The sequence below is a fragment of the Sulfurimonas sp. genome, assembly GCF_027056685.1.
In the GTDB taxonomy this organism is placed as follows: domain Bacteria; phylum Campylobacterota; class Campylobacteria; order Campylobacterales; family Sulfurimonadaceae; genus Sulfurimonas.
The window spans coordinates 17,843-38,645 of record NZ_JALUKE010000058.1; the positions used below are offsets into that span (position 1 = coordinate 17,843).

Annotated in this window: 19 protein-coding genes; 10 read left to right on the forward strand and 9 right to left on the reverse strand. The window is 36.2% G+C overall.

The annotated features are described in order from the left end of the window. Position 1: 1 nt before the first annotated feature. The 7 genes from napH to MVY38_RS02250 all read right to left on the reverse strand — a co-directional run bounded on the left by napH (position 2) and on the right by MVY38_RS02250 (position 11,183). Positions 2–832: a quinol dehydrogenase ferredoxin subunit NapH gene (napH, locus tag MVY38_RS02220; protein ID WP_297483114.1), complete on the reverse strand. Its 831-nt coding sequence runs from the start codon at positions 830–832 to the stop codon at positions 2–4. Next, positions 825–1,637, reverse strand: a complete 813-nt coding sequence (gene napG, locus MVY38_RS02225; protein WP_297483117.1) for a ferredoxin-type protein NapG — start codon at positions 1,635–1,637, stop codon at positions 825–827. The genes napH and napG overlap by 8 nt, the downstream gene beginning before the upstream one ends. A gap of 19 nt (positions 1,638–1,656) precedes the next feature. Beyond that, positions 1,657–4,506, reverse strand: coding sequence for a nitrate reductase catalytic subunit NapA (gene napA, locus MVY38_RS02230; protein WP_297483120.1), 2,850 nt, complete (start codon positions 4,504–4,506; stop codon positions 1,657–1,659). A gap of 196 nt (positions 4,507–4,702) precedes the next feature. Then, entirely contained in the window at positions 4,703–6,001 is a 1,299-nt protein-coding gene (locus MVY38_RS02235; RefSeq protein WP_297483122.1) for a TolC family protein, read from the reverse strand. After that, positions 6,001–9,147, reverse strand: coding sequence for an efflux RND transporter permease subunit (locus MVY38_RS02240; RefSeq protein ID WP_297483126.1), 3,147 nt, complete (start codon positions 9,145–9,147; stop codon positions 6,001–6,003). Before MVY38_RS02240 ends, MVY38_RS02235 begins: the two co-directional genes overlap by 1 nt. Positions 9,148–9,150: 3 nt before the next feature. Continuing rightward, positions 9,151–10,323: an efflux RND transporter periplasmic adaptor subunit gene (locus MVY38_RS02245; RefSeq protein ID WP_297483128.1), complete on the reverse strand. Its 1,173-nt coding sequence runs from the start codon at positions 10,321–10,323 to the stop codon at positions 9,151–9,153. Positions 10,324–10,373: 50 nt separating this feature from the next. After that, entirely contained in the window at positions 10,374–11,183 is an 810-nt protein-coding gene (locus MVY38_RS02250) for a TonB C-terminal domain-containing protein (RefSeq protein WP_297483130.1), read from the reverse strand. Positions 11,184–11,348: 165 nt separating this feature from the next. Between MVY38_RS02250 and hemL the strand changes: the two genes are divergently transcribed. From hemL to MVY38_RS02265, 3 genes are read left to right on the forward strand one after another with little or no spacing between them, the layout of a single operon-like run. After that, a complete protein-coding gene (gene hemL, locus MVY38_RS02255; RefSeq protein WP_297483132.1) occupies positions 11,349–12,641 on the forward strand; it encodes a glutamate-1-semialdehyde 2,1-aminomutase in 1,293 nt (430 codons plus the stop codon). Beyond that, entirely contained in the window at positions 12,634–12,966 is a 333-nt protein-coding gene (locus MVY38_RS02260; protein WP_297483135.1) for an AtpZ/AtpI family protein, read from the forward strand. Before hemL ends, MVY38_RS02260 begins: the two co-directional genes overlap by 8 nt. Next, the gene (locus tag MVY38_RS02265) at positions 12,950–13,456 is read left to right on the forward strand and encodes a hypothetical protein (RefSeq protein ID WP_297483138.1); all 507 of its coding nucleotides are present in this window, start codon (positions 12,950–12,952) and stop codon (positions 13,454–13,456) included. Before MVY38_RS02260 ends, MVY38_RS02265 begins: the two co-directional genes overlap by 17 nt. Before the next feature lie 3 nt (positions 13,457–13,459). Here MVY38_RS02265 and MVY38_RS02270 read toward each other — a convergent pair whose 3' ends face one another. Both MVY38_RS02270 and rpoD read right to left on the reverse strand, forming a co-directional pair. Further along, positions 13,460–14,146 carry a hypothetical protein gene (locus MVY38_RS02270; RefSeq protein ID WP_297483139.1) on the reverse strand — a complete coding sequence of 229 codons (687 nt, stop codon included), beginning with the start codon at positions 14,144–14,146 and terminating at the stop codon, positions 13,460–13,462. 3 nt (positions 14,147–14,149) lie between these two features. Beyond that, the gene (gene rpoD / locus MVY38_RS02275) at positions 14,150–15,997 is read right to left on the reverse strand and encodes an RNA polymerase sigma factor RpoD (protein ID WP_297483141.1); all 1,848 of its coding nucleotides are present in this window, start codon (positions 15,995–15,997) and stop codon (positions 14,150–14,152) included. 149 nt (positions 15,998–16,146) lie between these two features. On the opposite strand from rpoD, the gene MVY38_RS02280 reads away from it, so the two are divergent. The 7 genes from MVY38_RS02280 to purU all read left to right on the forward strand — a co-directional run. Beyond that, positions 16,147–16,968: a flagellar hook-basal body protein gene (locus tag MVY38_RS02280; protein WP_297483143.1), complete on the forward strand. Its 822-nt coding sequence runs from the start codon at positions 16,147–16,149 to the stop codon at positions 16,966–16,968. Positions 16,969–16,983: 15 nt separating this feature from the next. After that, positions 16,984–17,772 carry a flagellar basal-body rod protein FlgG gene (gene flgG, locus MVY38_RS02285; RefSeq protein WP_297483145.1) on the forward strand — a complete coding sequence of 263 codons (789 nt, stop codon included), beginning with the start codon at positions 16,984–16,986 and terminating at the stop codon, positions 17,770–17,772. Positions 17,773–17,873: 101 nt separating this feature from the next. Further along, positions 17,874–18,380, forward strand: coding sequence for a 3-isopropylmalate dehydratase small subunit (locus tag MVY38_RS02290; protein ID WP_297434075.1), 507 nt, complete (start codon positions 17,874–17,876; stop codon positions 18,378–18,380). Then, positions 18,381–19,448: a 3-isopropylmalate dehydrogenase gene (gene leuB, locus MVY38_RS02295; RefSeq protein WP_297483147.1), complete on the forward strand. Its 1,068-nt coding sequence runs from the start codon at positions 18,381–18,383 to the stop codon at positions 19,446–19,448. It begins immediately after the preceding gene. A 13-nt stretch (positions 19,449–19,461) separates the two neighbouring features. Further along, a complete protein-coding gene (locus MVY38_RS02300; RefSeq protein ID WP_297434079.1) occupies positions 19,462–19,710 on the forward strand; it encodes a tetratricopeptide repeat protein in 249 nt (82 codons plus the stop codon). Further along, entirely contained in the window at positions 19,701–20,030 is a 330-nt protein-coding gene (locus MVY38_RS02305) for a hypothetical protein (protein ID WP_297483148.1), read from the forward strand. The genes MVY38_RS02300 and MVY38_RS02305 overlap by 10 nt, the downstream gene beginning before the upstream one ends. Then, positions 20,030–20,803: formyltetrahydrofolate deformylase (gene purU / locus MVY38_RS02310; protein ID WP_297483150.1), on the forward strand; the 774-nt coding region annotated here is incomplete at its 3' end. The genes MVY38_RS02305 and purU, both read left to right, overlap by 1 nt.

Genomic DNA, 20,803 nt, shown 5'->3' on the forward strand with positions numbered 1-20,803 from the left:
TTTACTCTCCCGTTTTCTTATTTTGAATCAAATCTCTTATTGAGAATCTTAAAGCATCATCATCACATACTTCTATACATCTTGCACAATTTGTACACTCACCTGAAAGTATAGGAAGTGACTCTTTACCTATCATGTGCAGCACCTGTTTTTCAGGACAAACTACTTTACATTTCATACAAAGAGTACAGTTTTCTTCTATGTGATGTACTCTAATAAAACTAAACTTTCCTAGAAGTGAATAAAATCCACCAAGTGGACAAATATGACCACACCATCCATTTTTTAATACGAACAAATCAAAAAGAAATATCATGCCAATGGCAGCCCAGCCAAATCCCATACCAAAAACAATACCACGATGGAGCATTGAAATTGGTGAGACAAACTCAAACGCAGCGATGCCCATAAAAGCAGATACAATCAAACTCAGTCCCAAAATCCAATATCGAGTATTTCTACTTATTGGACTTTTTGCTAACTGTGCTCTATCTATATCGAAAACTCTTCTTAGGTAATTTGCACTATCTGTTACCATATTTATAGGACAAACCCAAGAACAAAATGCTCTTCCTCCAATGAGGAAATAAAAAAGTGCAACAACACCAACTCCTATTAGTAAGTCTGATGCTATTACCGCACCAGCCACTACCATCTGCAACACAGCATAAGGATCACTCATTGGAATTTTTTCAAAAAGTAGAGATGAAGTAAGATTTCCTTCTAAGATCTTCCAACCCCAAGCATTTGCACCAAAAAAGAGCACTAAAATTCCAATTTGTACAAACCTCCTAAGAATAAGATATCTATAGTTATTCCATATTTTACTCATCTAATAAGCCTTCTAATCCAGCATTAAGTTTATCTACTGCTTTTTTCTTACTAACTTGTGTTGTTGTGTGAATCGCATGTGCATCTTTAAGACGCGACTCATCTTTTTTGTCCCATCCTTTAATGTAATGGCTACCTGCTTTCCCCATAGCCACCTCACGAGGCAGAACAAATATAGCTGGTTTTTCTGTTATACAAGCATGTTCACACATACCACAACCAGTACATGCATCTGCATGAACTACTGGTTTTAAATATGCATGTTTTCCAGTTCTTTTGTTTTGATCATACTCTATTGTTATAGCTTGTCCCATAATAGGACATGCTCTATAACACGCATCACATTGAATACCCCAAAAAGCTACACAGCTATTTTCATCAATGACAGCAAGACCCATCTCAGCACTATTTATATCAAGTTTTCCATTTTTTGTGACACTAGCTTCATCTAATGCACCACTTGGACAAACAGGAACACATGGAATATCTTCACACATATAGCATGCTATGTCTCTTGGTGTAAAAAATGGCGTTCCTATTGGTTTATGATCACCCGGCTCGGCTAGTTTTAGTGTATCGTAAGGACACGCTTCCACACATAAACCACACTTAATACAAGTCTTTAAAAAATCTTTTTCTCCTATAGCTGCAGGAGGTCTCAAGATTAATGGAGAGGCTTCTGCCTCATCCAGATAAGCACTCCATAAGAAGCCACCTACCGCTGCATACCCAACACCCTTAGCCATATTTAAAATAAATTTTCTTCTATCACTAACTGGTTGCTTTGCTTTTGAATGGTTACTCAAAATAACACTTCCTCTTTACTTATACTTTATAAATTTTAACAGCACATTTTTTGTAGTCTGTCTGTTTTGACATTGGACATGTTTGGTCAAGTGTGACTTTATTTATAAATACACGCTCATCAAACCATGGAACAAATACTAATGGTTTTGGTGGTCTATTACGCCCACGAGTCTCAACACGAGCTTTTACTTTACCACGACGAGATTCAACCCAACAGAGTTTACCATCTTCAAGACCTCTCTCTTTAGCTGTTTCAGGATTCATATAGACTAATGCTTCTGGTACAGCACGATATAACTCAGGTACACGCATAGTCATAGTTCCAGAGTGCCAGTGTTCAAGTACACGCCCTGTACATAACCATAAGTTATACTCTTCATCTGGCATTTCTGGAGGATCCATATATGGACGAGCAAATATTTTGGCTTTGTTCGCTAACGACTTTTTGGTTTTATCTGTTACATGCGTTAAGTCACCAAATGGTAATTTTTTAGCAAGTGGACCATAAAATGCGTATTGAGAACCAGTACCAGCCTCTTTTGCATGTTTCATTGCATATGGATCAAAGTCAACATTAAATCTCCATGAAGTCTCTTTACCATTTACAACCGGCCATTTAAGTCCACGAACTTTTTGATAAGTAACAAAGTCTGCCAAGTCATGACCATGACCACGACCAAAGAAAGCATACTCTTCCCAAAGGTATTGGTGAATCATAAATCCATACCCTTTAAAGACTTTTCCATCTGTTCCTACAACATTTCTTGCATCACCAAGACACTCAGAGTTATCATACCCTTGTTGTGGAAATTTATCCATTGCAAGAGGATATTGTTTTTTCGCTCTTTCATTGCCATATAAAATTTCATACATAGTAGTATCTGGTTTATAACCCATTTTGTATGCTTCTTGGCGTACATCTGCAAGTTTTGTACCATTTCTAAGAGTATATGGTCCCCATAAGTCATCAACAGTAAAGCGTTTTGAAAGCTCAACCCATTGCCATGTATCACTCATAGCATGACCTACTGGAAGTACTTGTTGTCTCCAGTGTTGTGAACGACGCTCTGCGTTTCCATATGCACCCCATTTTTCATAAATCATAGCAGATGGTAAAATAAGGTCAGATACCATGGAAGAGATACCAGGATAACCATCACTCGTTACGATGAAGTTGTCCATCTCACGCGCTGCTTTAATCCAATGTTTTGCATTCGCAGAATCTTGGTAAGCATTACAAACATTTACCCATGCAAATTTAATAAGACCATCTTCGATGTCTCTGTGGATTTTCATAATGTGCTGATTTCCAATAGGATTTAGTGTTCCAGCAGGAATTTCCCATTTTTTCTCAACTTTTGCTCTATGGTGAGGATTTTTAACCATCATATCAGCTGGAAGACGATGAGCAAATGTACCAACTTCACGAGCAGTACCACAAGCAGACGGTTGACCAGTTAATGAATATGCACCTGCACCTGGACGAGACTGTTTATTTACAAGGAAGTGAACATTGTATGCAAGTGTATTATCCCATGATCCACGAGTATGTTGGTTCATACCCATTGTCCAGAAACTTACAATTTTTCTTCCATCTTCTACATAAAGTGCTGCTAAATCTTGAAGTTTTTTCTTAAAACTATCAAGTGATTCATCAGGATCACCTTTACAAAGATTTGCAGTATACTCTAATGTATATGGAGCAAGAGATTTTTTATAATCTTCAAAAGTGATTTCATGATGTTTTAGAGTACCAGGAATGTTTTTCATAGTATCGCCAGCTTTATAACCATATGGTTCTAATGCAGGACCTTCAAGTTCTGAAACAACTTTACTCATCTCTTTATTATAAATTTCCATCTCTTTAGCATCATATTTACCAGCAGAACCATCAGGTCTTACAGGAGTAATAGACTTCTCACCCGCACGTCTGAAACCATAACCGATATTTACAGGACCAACTGCAAAAATAATGTTTTTCTTGATGAAATCCCAGTCAATAGCTTCTGGATGATTGTAAACTATTTCGCGAGCAAGGTAGTTCCAAAGGGCCAGGTCAGTATTTGGTCTAAAGATGATGTTAAAATCACCTAAATCACAAGTACGGTGTGTATAAGTTTGAATATTTACAACTTTTACATGATCTGGATCAGATAATTTTCTGTCTGTTACACGAGACCAAAGAATAGGGTGCATCTCTGCCATATTTGAACCCCAAGTTACAATAGTATCTGTAAGTTCAATATCATCATAACAACCAGATGGTTCATCTATACCAAATGTTTGGTAAAAACCAACAACTGCGGATGCCATACAGTGACGAGCATTTGGATCAAAAGCATTTGATCTAAAACCACCCTTCATCATTTTTTGAGCAGCGTAACCTTCCATAATAGTGTATTGACCAGATGCAAATACACCAACACCTTCAGGACCACTCTCTTTAAGTGCTTTTCTGATGTTTTTTTCCATCTCATCATAAGCTCTTTCCCAAGAAATAGGAGCGAATTTACCATGTTTGTCAAAATTACCTTTCTCATCCATACGAAGTAGTGGTTGTGTAAGTCTATCTGCACCATACATAATCTTCGCGTTAAAATAACCTTTAATACAGTTAAGACCACGATTTACCGGAGCTGCCGGGTCTCCTTTAACTGCAACGATTTTTCTATCTTTTCCATCGCCTGTTGTTGCAAGCATAATTCCACAACCAGTACCACAGAAACGACAAGCTGCCTTGTCCCATCTCCATTTAGATTCAGCTACTTTTGCATTAGCTTCCAACTCTGCTGGTACACTCATACCAATAGCTGCTGCTGCTGATGCTGCTGCTGAACTTTTTAGAAATTCTCTTCTTGAAAGTGACATGTTATCTCCTATGTAGATTAATATTGAACTAACTAAAATTGTCAATTTACATTTTTATAATAGCACTTTAATGGATAAAGTTTTTGACTTATATCAATATATTAGATAATTTGGTTAAGAATGTTTTTATAGTGGATGATTCTGAGTAGATTTGTAACAGAAGATTATTCTGTAATAGATGGAAAATAGTTTGAAACTATCTTCCAATAGCATTATCAAGATTAACCATGGCTATATAATAATTATAGTAGTCAACAATAAGTAACGCTTTTGCATCTATATACCCTTGTCTTGCCTGTTGTAGCTCGATATAATCCGATAAACCGTGCTCATATCTTTTGCCAGCCTGATTAAATTTTTGGGCTGATACAACCATAAGACTTTGTGAAAGCGCCAAAGTATCTTTTTTTCTATTAAGGTTCAAATAATCAAAAGTCACCTGCTTTTTTACCTGTAGCTTTAACTCTTGAAGCGCAAAGTTGGAACTACTTGCATTTATCTTGCTTTTTTGAACTTTTGCACTGCTCGCGCCACCTTCATAAAGGTTCCAGCTCAAATTTATACCGACTTGCCATTGGTCTTCTGGTCTGAGTACCTGATACTTATCTAGTTTTTGTTTTGTATAACCTGCATCTAAGAATAGGGCAGGATAATATTCAGCTGAGTTGACCTTTGTAAGTGCTTTTGTACTTTTAATTTTTGTCTCATACTCTTTAATACTAGGCTTATTGATGTAAGCAAATTCAATAGAATCTTTCAAATTCAAATCATAAGATTTTATATGGTTTGCTAAAGTGTTAAGATTTAGTTTTGTTGCATATACTTTATAATTTGTATTTAAAGAGACAAAGCCGACTGCTTTATCTAGGAGTGCATAAGCCAGTTTTAAATTGTACTGTGCATTTTTTAAATCTATTTGAGACCTAATAAGTGCAACTTTCGCATCTGAAATGTCTATTTTTGTTCGAATACCTGCTTTGAAATATTGCTGTGCGCGGTAGAGTTGGGCTTGAGTTAATTTGACATTTTCTCTTTGTACACTTATAAGAGATTTGGCTTTTAAAACATTGTAGTATGCCTCTTTTACTTCTCTTTTTTTATCAGCTATTTTTTGTATATTGCTAAACGCAGCACCTTGTGATTCATACTTTGTAAAGTTACTCGTAGAGCCTGTTTTTCCAAAATCATATACAATTTGCTTTAGTGAAAGAGTTCCCATTAAAAGAGTGTCATCTTTCATAGTATTATTGTCTACAATGCTACTTGAACCTATTTTACTTACAGAAACTTGCATATCTACCTTTGGAAGATAGTCTGCGTTTGAAATTTTATGTTCTTGTTGTGTTGCTTCATAATTTAGCTCACTAATTTTAAGCTCAGGGGCATTTTTTAATGAGATGAGTATTAGCTCATCTACCGTATAAGTTTCACTGGCTTGTGCATTGGCTACTAATCCTAGTAAAACTAATGATTTGAATAAAAACTTGTTTTTCATTAGATTGACTCCCTTCTTGCAACTTCATCTGCAACATTTACAAATTTTTCTCTCATGCTCTCAAGCAGTACATAAAGAACAGGAACAAAGAGTGTAGATATAAATGTCGCTGCAACCATACCAAACATGAGTACGATACCGATAGACTGCTGCGTAATAGCACCTGCACCTGTGGCAAATGCAAGTGGAAAAATACCAAATAAGAAAGATAAAATAGTCATCATAATAGCACGAAAACGCAGTCTTCCTGCGTTTATGGCAGCATCAACAATACTTTTACCATTTTCACGCAGTTCTTTGGCAAACTCGACAATCAAAATGGCGTTCTTGGCGGCAAGAGCGACAAGCAGCACAAGTCCGACTTGTGCAAAAGTGTTAAGTGGAATGCCTGCCCACATTAGACCTGCTACGGCACCAGCGATTACCATCGGTACTGAGAGTAAAATCATTAATGGTAGTATCCAACTCTCATATTGTGCTGCAAGAACTAAAAAGACTACAAGTGTTACGAAAATAACGACATAAATTTGTGCGTTTCCTGCCAGCTTTTCTTGGTAGCTCATTCCAGACCATTCATAGCCGTAACTTGATGGCAGGACTTTTTTAGCTATTTCCTGCATCGCTGTCATTGCATCGCCAGAACTATATCCTGGAGCTGCTGCACCATTTATTTGAATGCTTCTGTACATATTGTAGTGTGTTAAATTTTGCGGACCAATCATCTCTTGGACTTTAATAAGTGCACTCAGTGGTACCATCTTGCCATCAACATTTTTTACAAAAAGTTTGTTGATGTCACTCTTTGCACTTCTGTAATTTTTATCAGCCTGCACGAAGACACGAAAAACCTTTCCAAATTTTGTAAAGTCATTGACATAAACAGACCCAAGATATATCTGCATGGTGCTAAAGAGATCAGCCATATTTACACCAAGAGCATTTGCTTTTTCTCTGTCTATTTTAATGTCGTACATAGGGTAGTTAATTGCGAATGTTGTAAATGCATGAGAGATTCTAGGGTCTTGATTTGCCTCCTTAATAATTTCATCTGCATAGTGTTTAAACACATTCAAATCACCAGAGAGATAATCTTGAAGTCTGAAATCAAAACCACCGACATTTCCGACACCCGGGATTCCCGGAAGATTAAAGGCTGCTATGTTTGCATCGGTAATATGTGCTGTTTTTTGTCGTATTTTTTGAATGATGGCATTGACACTTTGATCTGGTCGTGTTCTTTGTTTCCAGTCTTTAAAAGAAACAAACATTGCAACAGCAGAACTGTCTAGAGAAGAGGTTATGATGTTATACCCATCAATGACAATTACATTGGCAACTTCATCTATGGAGTAGAGTGATTTTTCGACCTCTTTTCTTACTTGTGTCGTTTGATTGAGTGATGTTCCTGGCTTTAGGTTCACCGAAACCATACAAACACCTTTATCTTCTGAGGGAACGAATCCTGTAGGAATAACAGTAAAAAGATAATACATTATGTAAAAAATTCCAATCATAAGAACTAACATAAGGTATTTTATTTTTATAAGTGCAGTAATGGTAGCCGTATATTTTTGCGTGATATAATCAAAAATTGCATCAAATTTTCTAAAAAATATAAACTTTTCCTGACCTTTTTTTCTTCTTTTTATAATGATAGCACTTAGTGCTGGAGAAAGAGTAAGGGCATTGAGCGAAGAGATAATAACGGCAAAAGAGATAGTGAGTGCAAATTGTTGATAGAGTGCTCCTGTAATACCGGGAAGCAGAGATACAGGAACGAAAACAGCAACGAGAACAAGTGTAGTAGAGATGATGGGACCGATGAGCTCTATCATCGATTTTTTAACAACTTGAGGAATTGTCAAATCAGGCTCTTTTTCCATAATAACCTCAACATTTTCAACAACCAAAATAACATCATCTACAACAATACCAATGGCTAAAATCAGCCCAAAAAGTGTTAAAAAGTTGATGGAAAAGCCATGTGCCATCTGCATAATTGCAAAAGTACCAATGAGTGATACAGGAATGGCAACAGCGGCAATAATTGTTGGTCTCCATGAACCTAAAAAGATAAAAATGATGAGAATTACAAGTCCGATTGCCATAAAAAGGTTTGTGACAACATTGTCAATAGCTACTTTAACATATTTGGTCGTATCATAAGGAATACTCCACTTTACCCCATCAGGAAATCGTTTTTGGAGTCTCTGCATCGTTTCTTGAACTTTTTTTCTAATGTCTAAAGCATTGGCATCACCTAGCTGATAAACGCCAATAAGACCTGTTGGCTGTTGGTTTGATATTGCGTTCCAATCATAACTTTCACTTCCTAGAACAACACGAGACACATCACTGAGATAGACTAAAGAGCCATCTTTTTTGTGTTTTAAAACAATATCTTTAAACTCTTTGACATCACTAAGGCGTCCCTCTGTTGTGAGTGTAAACTCCTGTTTTTGATTATCATAGCTTGGCATACCGCCAATTTTACCGATGGAAGCTTGTCTATTTTGGCTTTTAATAGCATTGACTACATCAATCGGTGTGAGTCCCATAGCTTTAATTTTATCGGGGTTAAGCCATATTCGTATAGCATATTTCTTTTCACCCATATTTTCAGCTTTACCAACACCTGGAATACGCTTAATTTCATCAAGAACATTCAAGTTTACAAAGTTAGATAAAAAAGAGGCATAATACCTTTTGTCACCAGTTATGGTAATAAGACAAACAATAGAGGGACTCTTTTTATCTACTATAACTCCTTGGGCAACAACTTCAGCAGGAAGAGAAGCCGTGGCTGTAGAGACTTTGTTTTGAACATCAACTGCCCCAATGTCTATATTGTATCCTGGTTTAAAGTAAACATTTATGTTTGATCGACCACTTGAAGTGGAAGAGGAGTCCATATAAATAACACCTTTAATACCATTGAGTTTGTCCTCAAGAACACGAGTGACAGTATCTTCAACAACAAAGGCATTTGCACCTGTATAAGTTGCACTCACACTTACCGTCGGCGGTGCAACATCAGGGTATTCTGAAACAGGGAGTATGCCAAGCGATACAAGCCCAGATATAATGATAATGAGTGATATAACAATTGCAAGAATAGGGCGTTTAATAAATGTTACTGAAAACATTGATTACTCTTTTGTAGGAATAAGGTTATTATTTTTTAGTATTGCGTCTATTCCTTTCTCTTTTGTAGCATCAATGCCTTCTACTTTCATTCCTGATTTTAGTTTCATCAAAGCAGAAACAATCACCTTATCGCCATCTTTGAGACCTTTTTTAACACTTACATAGTATCTTGTTCCATAGCCCGTTGTGATGTCGGCTCTTTTTACACTTGCATTGTTGTCAAGAATATAGACATATTTTCCAAGTTGGTCATTCATTATGATTTCTGGTGGAATCATTTTAAATTTGTATTTGTCACTAATAAATACATTGACATATACAAAAGTACCTGGGAGTATTTGCGTATCTGGATTTTTAATGATTGCTCTCATTGTGATGGTTGAAGTAAGTGGATCTACTGTATTGTTGGAAAAATCCACATAGCCATCAAGTCGTACATCTTCATTAGCACCTTTATACTCAATAAAAGCAGCCAAATCTTTTTTATCTCTATACTTATGCATAATCATTGCATCATTTTGAGAAGGAGAGAAGTAGGCATAGAGAGGATTGTATCGCACAATGGTTGTAAGCAGTGTAGAATCACCTTGACCGATGAGATTACCCACATCAATATGTCTTGCGCTTACTTTTCCTGAAATAGGTGCTTTTATAATGGTATAACCGAGTTGAATTTTTGCCTCTTCTACTTTTGCCGCATCGCCTAATATAGCTGCGTTTAGAGATGCCAACTTCGCTTGATACTGCTCTAGAGTTGCACGGGGAGCGAGACCTTCTTTTACTAGAGGAGTGTATCTTTGCACATCTGCTTTTGCAAGTGCAAGTGCCGCTTTATCTTGGGCTTCTTTTGCCTTAGTACCATTGAGTGCAGCAATATATTCATTTTGTTGGATTTTAAAAAGTTTTTGCCCCTTTTTTACATAATCCCCATCTTTAAAATATATTTTTTCTAAAATACCAGTGACACGAGCGCGCACTTCTTGATGAGAACTAGCCCTTGTTTTTCCTGTAAATATTCCCCAAATAGGTACTTTTTTTGTCTCAATCGTAATTGTTTTTACCTTGAGAGGAGGAGGTGTTCTTTTTACCTGTTTTATTTCATCTTTGCCACATCCACTAAAGAGAAGAAGGGAACTAAAAAGTACAAAAGAGAGCTGTTTCCTGAGTGGAGTCATTATAATAAAACCTTAAATAATATTGAGTAGGCTTATTATAACGAAAAAATTTAATACCTTGCTAGGTTATAAAAAACATTGTAACGAATAAGTGTTGTTTGCTTAGGATGTGGGTATCTACTATAAGCATACTCTATAGTCTCTTTTGTTGTGTCATCAAGAATATAGTGACCACTTTTTGATATAAATCGAAAGTCTGACATATCTCCGTTTGGATGGAGTTTAAACTCTATGACATTACTTGCGTTTACATTGAGATTTCTTGGCAAGTTTACGCGTGCAACACGGTTGAGTATCTGTTGCGTTATACGACGCATTATTTCCTGGTTGTCAAGTATATATTTCTGTTCACCAGGAGTAAGTTTGCCAAAGGTATCACCATAGAGTTCTTTAATATCTTGAGAGACATTACTGTTGTTTTTAGCCTGTTTCTTTGTCTCTTTTTGATCTTCATCTGATCTGTCTTCATAGAGCCAAGAGAGCTGTTTATCTTGTATGTCTTCTTTTTTCTTTGCTTCTTTTGTTATATTTTTTTCATTATTTGCATAAGGAATATAGGGCTTATTTGACGGTATTGGCTCAATTTTTGGTTTTTGAACAATGTGAGGTTTTGGTTTTACCTTTGGTTTGTTAAGTTTTGGTTTTTTCTTTGGTTTTGATGGCTTATATTTTATCTGTTTAGGGCGTACGATTTTTTTAAGCTGAGAGCCTTTTGGCATAGGTGGTGCTATTTTTGGAGGTTTGATTTTTTTCTTAATTTCACCGGCTGTCTTTACCTTTTTTGGTTTTTGCAACTCTTTGAGTGAAATTTTAATTCTTTGCTCTTTTTGTTTATGCTTTTTCTCTTTTTTAGGCGACATACTTATAGCTATATAAATCAGCAAAAATATCAATAAATGTACCAATACAGCTACAAAGAGGGCAAAGCGAGATCTATTCAAATATCATCCAATAATATATTATTTTTCGAGATTATATCAAATCTTAGATATAATAATAGAAATATTATTTAATGAAGGTCATAAATGAATACAGCAGTATCACAAAAAGCATTTGAAGAAGCACAGAGTCTGATTCCTGGAGGAGTAGATTCTCCTGTTCGCGCATTTAAAAGTGTTGGAGGGACTCCGATTTTTATAACAGAGGGGAAGGGTGCTTACCTAAAAGATGTAGATGGCAATGAGTATGTGGATTATGTTCAGAGTTGGGGACCACTCCTTTTTGGACATCGTGATGAGACTATTGAAGCGGCAGTTATAGAAGCTGTAAAGCATGGTTTGAGCTTTGGTGCACCGACTCTTTCAGAAACAGAGCTTGCAAAACTTGTTGTAAACTTTTTTGATTCAATCGATAAAATCCGTTTTGTAAGTAGTGGAACAGAGGCTGTTATGAGTGCTATTCGTATGGCTCGGGGGTTTACAGGTCGCGATGATATTGTAAAATTTACAGGCTGTTACCATGGTCACTCTGATGCACTTTTGGTTGAAGCAGGAAGTGGTGCGGCAACTTTTGGAAATCCATCAAGCCCAGGTGTGCCAGCTGATTTTACAAAACATACACTTTTAGCAGAGTATAACAACATTGAGAGCGTCAAAAAATGTTTTGCCGATAGTGACAATATTGCCTGTGTTATTATTGAGCCAATAGCAGGAAATATGGGACTTGTTCCAGCTGATAAAGAGTTTTTACATGAACTCCGTACACTTTGTGATGCCCATGGTACGCTTCTTATTTTTGATGAAGTTATGAGTGGTTTTCGTGCTAGTGTCAATGGGGCAGAGTCTCTCGTTGGTGTGGTACCAGACATTGTAACACTTGGAAAGGTTATTGGTGGTGGTATGCCAGTTGGTGCTTTTGGTGCTCGTGCAGAGATTATGAATGTACTCTCTCCTGATGGTCCAGTATATCAAGCTGGAACACTTAGTGGAAATCCAGTTGCCATGGCAGCAGGACATGCGGCTCTTACAAAATTGAAACAAAACGCAAGAGTCATAGCTGTTTTAAATGAGCGAGCGAACAGACTTGTAAATGGTATGAAAGATGCCGCTGCTAAGTATGGAATTGCTATGCAGGTAGATACAAGAGGCTCTATGTTTGGATTTTTCTTTAATGAAAATGAAGTGAAAAATTTTAAAGATGCTACAACATCTGATGCAGAGCTTTTTGCAAAATTTCATGCAGGAATGTTAGATGAGGGTTACTACTTTGCTTGTTCACAGTATGAGACAGGATTTATTTCAACTGCTGTAACAGATGTGATGATTGAAGATACTATTGCTGCAAGTGAACGAGTTTTTAAAGCGATTACAAATGGCTAATACAGAAAAAGATTCTCAAGAGGAGCGTAAGCCTCGTATTAAGCCCATTATAGAAGCTGCCGATTCGCTCTCTCTTGGGCTTTCTATGGTTGTTGCTGTTTTAATGGGTGTTGGTATTGGTTGGCTTTTAAAAAGTGTGACTGGTGCAACTTGGACACTTTGGATTGGCATTGCAATTGGTGTTGCCGCGGCTATACTTAATGTTTACAAAGCATATGTAAAAGAGCGTAAATCTTATGAAGAGTTGGCAAAAGAGCCTCGCTATGCGATAAAAAAAGAGTTAGAAGAAGACGATGATGAGGATTACGGTGAAAAAAACTATTAGTATCTTAGTGATTTTGGAAATTATTATTTTAGCTACTTATTTTATTTCATACACTGCGTTTATAAATACACAGGTTGCTTTTTTAAGTGCTTTTTTTATTATTCTTGGTTCTTCTTACGCTTATAAGCGTATGGTTAATTCTCAGATAAAAAGCGGTAACTTTGAAGATAAAAGAGATTTGTTAGATACCATAGAAGATCCTCATGAACTTTATGATGATACGCCTATAAATAATGCACCTTATGAAGAACTTGATCTTAAAAGCATTGTAAAAGAGGAAAAAGCAAAAATAAAAACCTTTACAGTTGATAGCGCAAAGTACGGAGCAAGAGGAAGTGTCTCTGCGTTTAGACTTATTCCATATTTATTTTTGGTGCTTGGGTTTATAGCGCTTAAAAACAATGAACTTTTAAGTTTATGGTATTATCTTCCTGCATTGACAGTTGGAATTATTATAGGAAGTGTGGTTTCTAAAGAGGTTGTTGCTTAAAAACTAAGAGGTAATCATAGGGATATTTATAGTTAGACTTTTTGTCGTGTCTATATAGAGTCCTTGTTCTTCTGCAAAAAGTTTTATCTCTGCAAATTTCTCTTTTTGCATATTTTGTGAAGATATTTCAATAGAAAAAATACTATACTTTTTACCATCAAATTTAACATGCTCTCCCACTCTGTAAAAAATTCTAGTTTTTATCTGTTTGTTTTTTACTCTGCAAGAGGTGTAAATTTTATTGAGTAGTTTAATAAGCTTATTTGAATCTATAATCACATCAGGGATGGTCGGGTCGTACTCCTTTTCAAAGAGTATATTTGAGTTTATAGAGTTTGATGCTATGCATAAATCTACAATAGTGTAAATATTTACAAGCTCTCCCTCTGGTTTTTTACTATTGAGTTTATAAGATGGAGTTTGGTAGAGTTTAACTCCAATCTCTTCTTCATTATCATAACCAACAGTGAGTCCAAAAAAACTGTATCTTCCATAATTAAGTTGTAGAAAAGTAGTTTTAAAACCGAAGTTGATGCTTGCATATGTTTTAGCAAGTTCAAAGAGTTCGTGTGCAGTTGTGAAGCCGAGTAAAAATTGAGCTTCTGCGTTTAGAGAGGTAATTTTACCTTTATCATTAAAAACGATAAAAGGGTTGTAATCATACTCTAACCACTTCTGCTCAAAAGTCATATTTTACTCTTCTATGTAGTTTTTAAGTTTGCGTCCGACTTTAGGATGTTTGAGCTTTTTAATCGCTGAAGACTCGATTTGACGAACTCTTTCGCGTGTTACGCTTAACTCTTTTCCAATCTCTTCAAGTGTTCTGTCACTCTCATCGTCCATAATTCCAAAACGGAGTTTTATAACGGCTTTTTCTCTTTCATTGAGCTGTTCTAATACCTGTTCAATCTGAATACGAAGGTCATCTTTAAGAATAGCATCAGATGGGCTAAGTGAGGTTTTATCTTCGATAAAGTCTCCAAAGCGTCCATCATCTTCACTACCAATAGGTGCTTCAAGGGAAATAGGCTCTTTTGTGATTTTGATGACATTTTTTACTTTTTCAACTGAGAGTCCAACCTCTTGTGCGATTGTATCAACATCTGGCTCTTTCCCATGTTCTTGAAGATGTTTACGCATAATTTTATTGATACGGTTAATAGTTTCAATCATATGAATAGGAATACGAATAGTTCTTGCTTGATCGGCGATAGCACGGCTGATAGCCTGACGAATCCACCATGTTGCATAAGTTGAAAATTTATACCCTTTTTGGTATTCAAATTTATCAACTGCTTTCATAAGCCCAATATTTCCCTCTTGAATAAGGTCAAGGAAAGGAAGACCACGGTTTGTGTAACGCTTCGCAATTGAGACAACCAAACGAAGGTTTGATTTTGCCATTTTTGTTTTTGAAATTTCAGAAATATTTTTACCGCGTTTAATCTGCTCTAAAATATCTGCAAGCTTTTCTGGTTCCATATCGAAGCTATTTTTAGATGCCTCTTTTGTCTGTACAAGTTTTTTTATTTCCATATATGTGGAAACCATAGTAGCTTCTGGAACCATATTTGCAATATCTTCTTTGTTAAGTTCTTGGATTTTATCTACCAAAACTTTATGATTTGCTTTGAGTGTTGCATTAAAAAGTGGCAGTTTATACTCAAGTCTTTTCAACTCTTTGTCATACCCTTCATCACTTTTAAGTGCAGTTTCCATTGCTTTTACAAGTTCATTTATAAGTTTTGAAGTTGGTCCAAGGTCAAGGAGTTTCTCTTTTAAAACAGCTTTTTTGTAAGTTACTGCAAGGTAATATTGCACTACCTCTTCTGTAAGTTCGCCATCAAGATTTTCAGGTGTTTTCTCAGCTGCTTTCACCCAATCTTTTTTCGCCTTTTCTAAAGCTTTAAAGCTAGTAGAGACCTTTTCTACTCTTGTTTTATCTTTTGCTGATGGAGTTTTTGCAGCAGTAGTATCACTGTCTGCTTCATTGTCATCACCATCGTCCTTTTCATCCTCGAAACTTCTAAAAAGCTCTTTTACTCGTCTCTCACGGTTAATAAGGGGTTCTTTATAATCAAGAATGAAATCTATAAGATAAGGAACTGAACAGATAGCATCAATGATAATACTCTCACCACCTTCTATTTTTTTAGATATTTCAATCTCTTCTTCTTTTGTTAAGAGGGGAATTTGTCCCATTTCACGAAGATACATACGAACTGGAGAGTCTGAGCGTGACCACTCTAAAAGTTCATGCTCCTTTAAAATGTCAAATTTATCCGTTTCATTGTCTTCAAGCATCTTTCTCTGTGCATTACGGCGTGCTTCTGCCTCTTGATCATTGAGACGCTTGGCATGTTCACTAGATGTGTAAACACACTTTTTATTTTTTTGTATAAGTTTGAAAACATTTTTTGATTGTGCTACTGTTGGTTGCTTCTCAAATATCTGGACTATTGATTCATAAGTCATGCAGTCTTTTGATTTGTGCTCTTGAAAAAAAGTCTCTAAAGCTTTGTTGAGTTCTTTTGCTGTCATTCGGAGTATGCCCCATTTTTTGTTTTAAGGTTTTTAAAAGGTGGATTATACCCAGATTTTCTTAAACTCTACTTTTTTTCTAGCATAGTTTTTTTTGGAACACTCTTTGCTATTAACTTCTCAATAACTCTAAAATTAGGGAAAAACAGATGCAGACAGGGTACTACAGCGCAGCAGCTGGAATGGTCACACAGTTTAACAGGCTAAATGTTGTTGCAAATAATTTGGCAAATGTAAATACATCAGGATTTAAACAAGATAATCTCATATTTGGTGATTATATGAGACTTTATAAAGATACAAGAGATGAACTGCCTCATGCAAACAATACAAGAGAGGGTGCTGCGTTTATAAATAGAACGATGGCAAGAGTACCCCAAGTTGTTGATAAATATACAGATTTTTCAGTAGGTAGTTTACAAAAAACTGGCAATTCCTTGGATGTTGCACTCTCTCGTGAAGGGCTGTTTTTCGCTGTGAAAACTCCTGAGGGTATTCGACTTACCCGTGATGGTTCATTTTCAACAAATGATGAGGGAAAACTTGTAAATAGAGAAGGGTATGAGGTTTTACCGAGTGACTACTTTAGTTCAAAGCAGGGTATTAGTTTTTCAAATATAGATAGTGCTATTGCTATCGATAAAAATGGACAAATCAGTACAAATGTTCCAGGAAGTGTGAAATTAACATTAAATAAAAAGATAATGGTGCTGCAGCCTACAAATATCAAAATATTAAAAAAAGAGGGAGATAACCTCTACAGTTTTGGTGCTATATCTAATGTGAAACCCATAAATCAGAGCGGTGCTGTAGAGCAGGGCTTTATTGAAAAAAGCAATGTAAACGCAGTAAAAATGATGACAGAACTTATTGAGACAAATAGACTCGTAGGGATGTATCAAAAAGCGATGGATACACAAATGAATGAAATGAATAAAGATGCAATTGACAAAATTGCAAGTAAAGTCTAAAAAAGGATATATGAGATGATGCAATCACTTTATACTGCTTCGACAGGAATGCTCGGAATGCAGACACAGATTGATACTACAGCAAATAATATTGCCAATGTCAATACTATAGGATTTAAAAAATCGCGCGCTGAATTTGCAGACTTAATGTACCATGTTATGGATTATGCTGGAACATCTACAAGTGATACAACAAAAAGTCCAACAGGTATTGAAGTTGGGCTGGGTGTTCGTCCTACTGCAATCACGAAAATGTTTACAGAGGGTTCACTTAAACAGACTGGAAATCAACTTGATATGGCTATTACAGGTCGTGGTTTTTTTAAAATGGAGCTTCCTGATGGTACAGAAGTTTACTCTAAAAATGGTGCATTTAAAATAGATCAAGATGGTGTTATGGTAAATAGTGATGGCTATGCACTTGTACCACAGATTGTTATTCCACCTGATGCAACAAATGTCAGTATTGGTAGTGATGGTACTGTTACGGTTGTGCAACCTGGTCAGCCCCAAGCTACACAAATAGGACAGATTCAGACAACAAATTTTATAAATCCTGCAGGACTGCACTCTATGGGAGACAATCTCTACCTTGAGACAGATAGTTCAGGACAACCAGTTGAAGGAACTCCAGGTGTTGATGGTCTTGGTACGCTTAGACAGGGCTTTGTAGAGCTAAGTAATGTTCAACTTGTAGTGGAACTTACAGATCTTATTACAGGACAGCGTGCGTATGATGCTAATTCAAAAATCATTACAACAAGTGATGAAATGCTCCAGACTACAAATAATTTAAAACGATAGCAATAAACTCCTACAGAGCGATACTTTCGCTCTTTAATCAACTTCAAATAACATTTTAGATATAATCGCAAAATTATTTTAGTAAAACAATAGGATTTTATATGCAAAAAGCAAACATAAATGGAAAAGTTTGGACATTTGGTAAAGATATTGATACAGATTTAATTATTGCTGCACGATACCTTAACACTTCAGTTCCAGAGGAACTTGCAAAGCATGTCATGGAAGATGCTGATCCAGAATTTGTAAACAAGATGAGTCCAGGTGACATCATTGTTGCTGATGAAAATTTTGGATGTGGAAGTTCTCGTGAACATGCACCAATAGCACTTAAAGCTGCCGGCGTTGCTGCAATTATTGCACCAACATTTGCAAGAATTTTTTATAGAAATGCTTTCAATATGGGGCTGCCTATCTTTGAACTTAAAGAGGCAAATGAGATAAAAGAGGGTGATAAAGTAAGCATCGATATGAATGCTGGAACAATCACAAATGAGACAACAGGTAAAACATACGACTTTACCCCTATTCCTGCGTTTATGCAGGAACTTATAGATGCAGGTGGGTTGATGAATTTTGCAAAAAATGAAGTAGAAGGTAAGAAATAGATGAAAACATACAAAATAGCACTTATTAAAGGTGACGGAATAGGTCCTGAAATTATAGATGAAGCAGTAAAAGTACTTGACGCGGTAGCTTCATACAGCGGATTTACTCTCAAATATGATGAGCTTCTAATGGGTGGTTGTGCGTATGATATTACAGGTGATCCTCTTCCTCAAGAGACAATATCAGGCTCTTTAAGTGCCGATGCTGTGCTTTTTGGTTCAATTGGTGGAGAAAAATGGGACAATCTTCCTCGTGAGAAACGCCCTGAGAGTGGACTTTTACGCTTTAGAAAAGAGCTTGGTGTTTATGCAAATCTTCGTCCTGCTGTTGTCTATGATGAGCTTGCCAATGCATCTTCACTCAAGCCTGAGATCGTTCGCGGTGTTGACTTGATGGTTGTTCGTGAACTTATTGGCGGTATTTACTTTGGTGAACCTAAAGGGCGCGATGAAAATAAAGGCTGGAACACTATGGTCTACTCTCGTGATGAGATAATCCGCATTGCGCACCAAGCTTTTAAAATCGCTATGACAAGAGGAAAAAAAGTTTGCTCTATTGATAAAGCAAATGTTCTTGATGTTTCCCAACTTTGGCGTGAAACTGTAGAAGAGGTAGCAAAAGAGTACCCTGAAGTTGAACTCTCCCATATGTATGTTGACAATGCGGCTATGCAGCTTATTCGTGATCCAAAACAGTTTGATGTTATGCTTACGGGGAATATTTTTGGAGATATTTTGAGTGATGAAGCCTCTATGCTTTCAGGTTCTATTGGACTTTTACCATCTGCTTCAATTGGTGCAAAAATAGGTGTTTATGAGCCTATTCACGGTTCAGCTCCAGACATTGCAGGTCAAGGAATTGCTAATCCTATCGCTACCATTTCAAGTGCATCTATGATGCTTAGATATGCGTTAAATGAAGAAAAAGCCGCAGATAAAATTGATGCAGCTATTAAGCGTGCTTTAGCTGAGGGTTACAGAACTGGAGACTTGGCACAATTTGATGCAAAAGAGATCTGTTCGACAAGTGAGATGGGTTCAATCATCGCAAACTATATAGAGAAGTAGAGCGTACAAACTTATGCAGACACTGACACTGGCAAATATTTACGAACTTCAAGGTTTAAAAGAGGAAGCTTTAGAGATTTATAAAGATATTCTCAAAAAAGACCCTAATAACTCTGAAGCTAAAATTGCCATTAGACGGCTCTCAGGCATGAGAAAAAAGTTTTTAAATGTAAATACTCAGATGAAAGAGTATTTTTTAAAGATGGATACAGAAGTAGAGTTTAAAGAATTTGAAAGGTGGTTATTAAAAGCATGGAACTAAAAGATGTAATACTCTCAACACTAGCTGAGATGGAAGAAGAGACACCCCTTGAAAATGCAGAAACTGTTATGTCTGAAAGTATTGTAGATGAAACTGTTGTAGCTGTTGAGAATACAACAAAAATCTCTAAGGTAGAGATAGATAGTGAACTTATTTATTTAGATTCTATAAGAGAGAGACTTCTTGTACTTTTTGAAGGCTTTCAAGCACCAAATAATGCTAACATAGAGGCAAAAGTAGATATGACTTTGAACTTTTTAGAATACACTTTAGCGACTATAGATGAGAGAGTTGAGAATTTAGAGAGAGGAAATATTTAATGGCACAATACAGAGTACTAATAGATGCAAATGATGAAAAAGGGCTTGTGCATAAAATTTCTAGTATTTTTTACAATCATAATTTGAATATTCTTTCAAATAGCGAGTTTGTGGATAAAGAGAGTAATAAATTTTTTATGCGTAGTGTTGTCGATGGTGATGTTCGCAAAGAGGAATTGAGTAGTGAAATTATTGCGGCATTACCTCAAGACTCAGGTGTAAAAGTGATAGAACCAAAAAAGAAAAATATCATCATTATGGCAACAAAAGAGATGCATGCCCTTGGTGATATTCTTATTCGTCATGAAGCAGGGGAGCTTGAAGCAAATATTTTAGCTGTCATTTCAAACTATGATGATCTTGAATCTTTAGTCTCTAAATTTGGTGTGAACTATATTACTCTTTCTCATGAGGGGCTTGAACGATCTGAGCATGAGAGCAAAATTATAGAGACTATTAACTCATTTGAAGATGTTGACTACATTGTTCTTGCTAAATATATGCGTATCTTAACACCGCGTTTTGTTGCTGCGTTTGAAGATAAAATTATGAATATTCACCACTCCTTTTTACCTGCGTTTATAGGAGCAAATCCCTATAAACAAGCCTATGATAGGGGTGTGAAAATCATCGGTGCAACTGCACACTTTGTAAATAACAATCTTGATGAAGGTCCAATTATTGCTCAAGAAGTTATTCATGTAAATCATGCTTATGGTTGGAGAGATATGCAACGCTCTGGTAAAGATGTTGAAAAAGTTGTACTCTCTCGT

Excerpts from the sequence above, each read along its gene's own strand:
- napH (WP_297483114.1), bottom strand. The coding sequence starts at position 832 with ATGAGTAAAATATGGAATAACTATAGATATCTTATTCTTAGGAGGTTT.
- napA (WP_297483120.1), bottom strand. The coding sequence starts at position 4,506 with ATGTCACTTTCAAGAAGAGAATTTCTAAAAAGTTCAGCAGCAGCATCA.
- MVY38_RS02235 (WP_297483122.1), bottom strand. The coding sequence starts at position 6,001 with ATGAAAAACAAGTTTTTATTCAAATCATTAGTTTTACTAGGATTAGTA.
- MVY38_RS02240 (WP_297483126.1), bottom strand. The coding sequence starts at position 9,147 with ATGTTTTCAGTAACATTTATTAAACGCCCTATTCTTGCAATTGTTATA.
- MVY38_RS02245 (WP_297483128.1), bottom strand. The coding sequence starts at position 10,323 with ATGACTCCACTCAGGAAACAGCTCTCTTTTGTACTTTTTAGTTCCCTT.
- MVY38_RS02250 (WP_297483130.1), bottom strand. The coding sequence starts at position 11,183 with ATGTCGCCTAAAAAAGAGAAAAAGCATAAACAAAAAGAGCAAAGAATT.
- hemL (WP_297483132.1), top strand. The coding sequence starts at position 11,349 with ATGAATACAGCAGTATCACAAAAAGCATTTGAAGAAGCACAGAGTCTG.
- MVY38_RS02260 (WP_297483135.1), top strand. The coding sequence starts at position 12,634 with ATGGCTAATACAGAAAAAGATTCTCAAGAGGAGCGTAAGCCTCGTATT.
- MVY38_RS02270 (WP_297483139.1), bottom strand. The coding sequence starts at position 14,146 with ATGACTTTTGAGCAGAAGTGGTTAGAGTATGATTACAACCCTTTTATC.
- rpoD (WP_297483141.1), bottom strand. The coding sequence starts at position 15,997 with ATGACAGCAAAAGAACTCAACAAAGCTTTAGAGACTTTTTTTCAAGAG.
- MVY38_RS02280 (WP_297483143.1), top strand. The coding sequence starts at position 16,147 with ATGCAGACAGGGTACTACAGCGCAGCAGCTGGAATGGTCACACAGTTT.
- flgG (WP_297483145.1), top strand. The coding sequence starts at position 16,984 with ATGATGCAATCACTTTATACTGCTTCGACAGGAATGCTCGGAATGCAG.
- MVY38_RS02290 (WP_297434075.1), top strand. The coding sequence starts at position 17,874 with ATGCAAAAAGCAAACATAAATGGAAAAGTTTGGACATTTGGTAAAGAT.
- leuB (WP_297483147.1), top strand. The coding sequence starts at position 18,381 with ATGAAAACATACAAAATAGCACTTATTAAAGGTGACGGAATAGGTCCT.
- MVY38_RS02300 (WP_297434079.1), top strand. The coding sequence starts at position 19,462 with ATGCAGACACTGACACTGGCAAATATTTACGAACTTCAAGGTTTAAAA.
- MVY38_RS02305 (WP_297483148.1), top strand. The coding sequence starts at position 19,701 with ATGGAACTAAAAGATGTAATACTCTCAACACTAGCTGAGATGGAAGAA.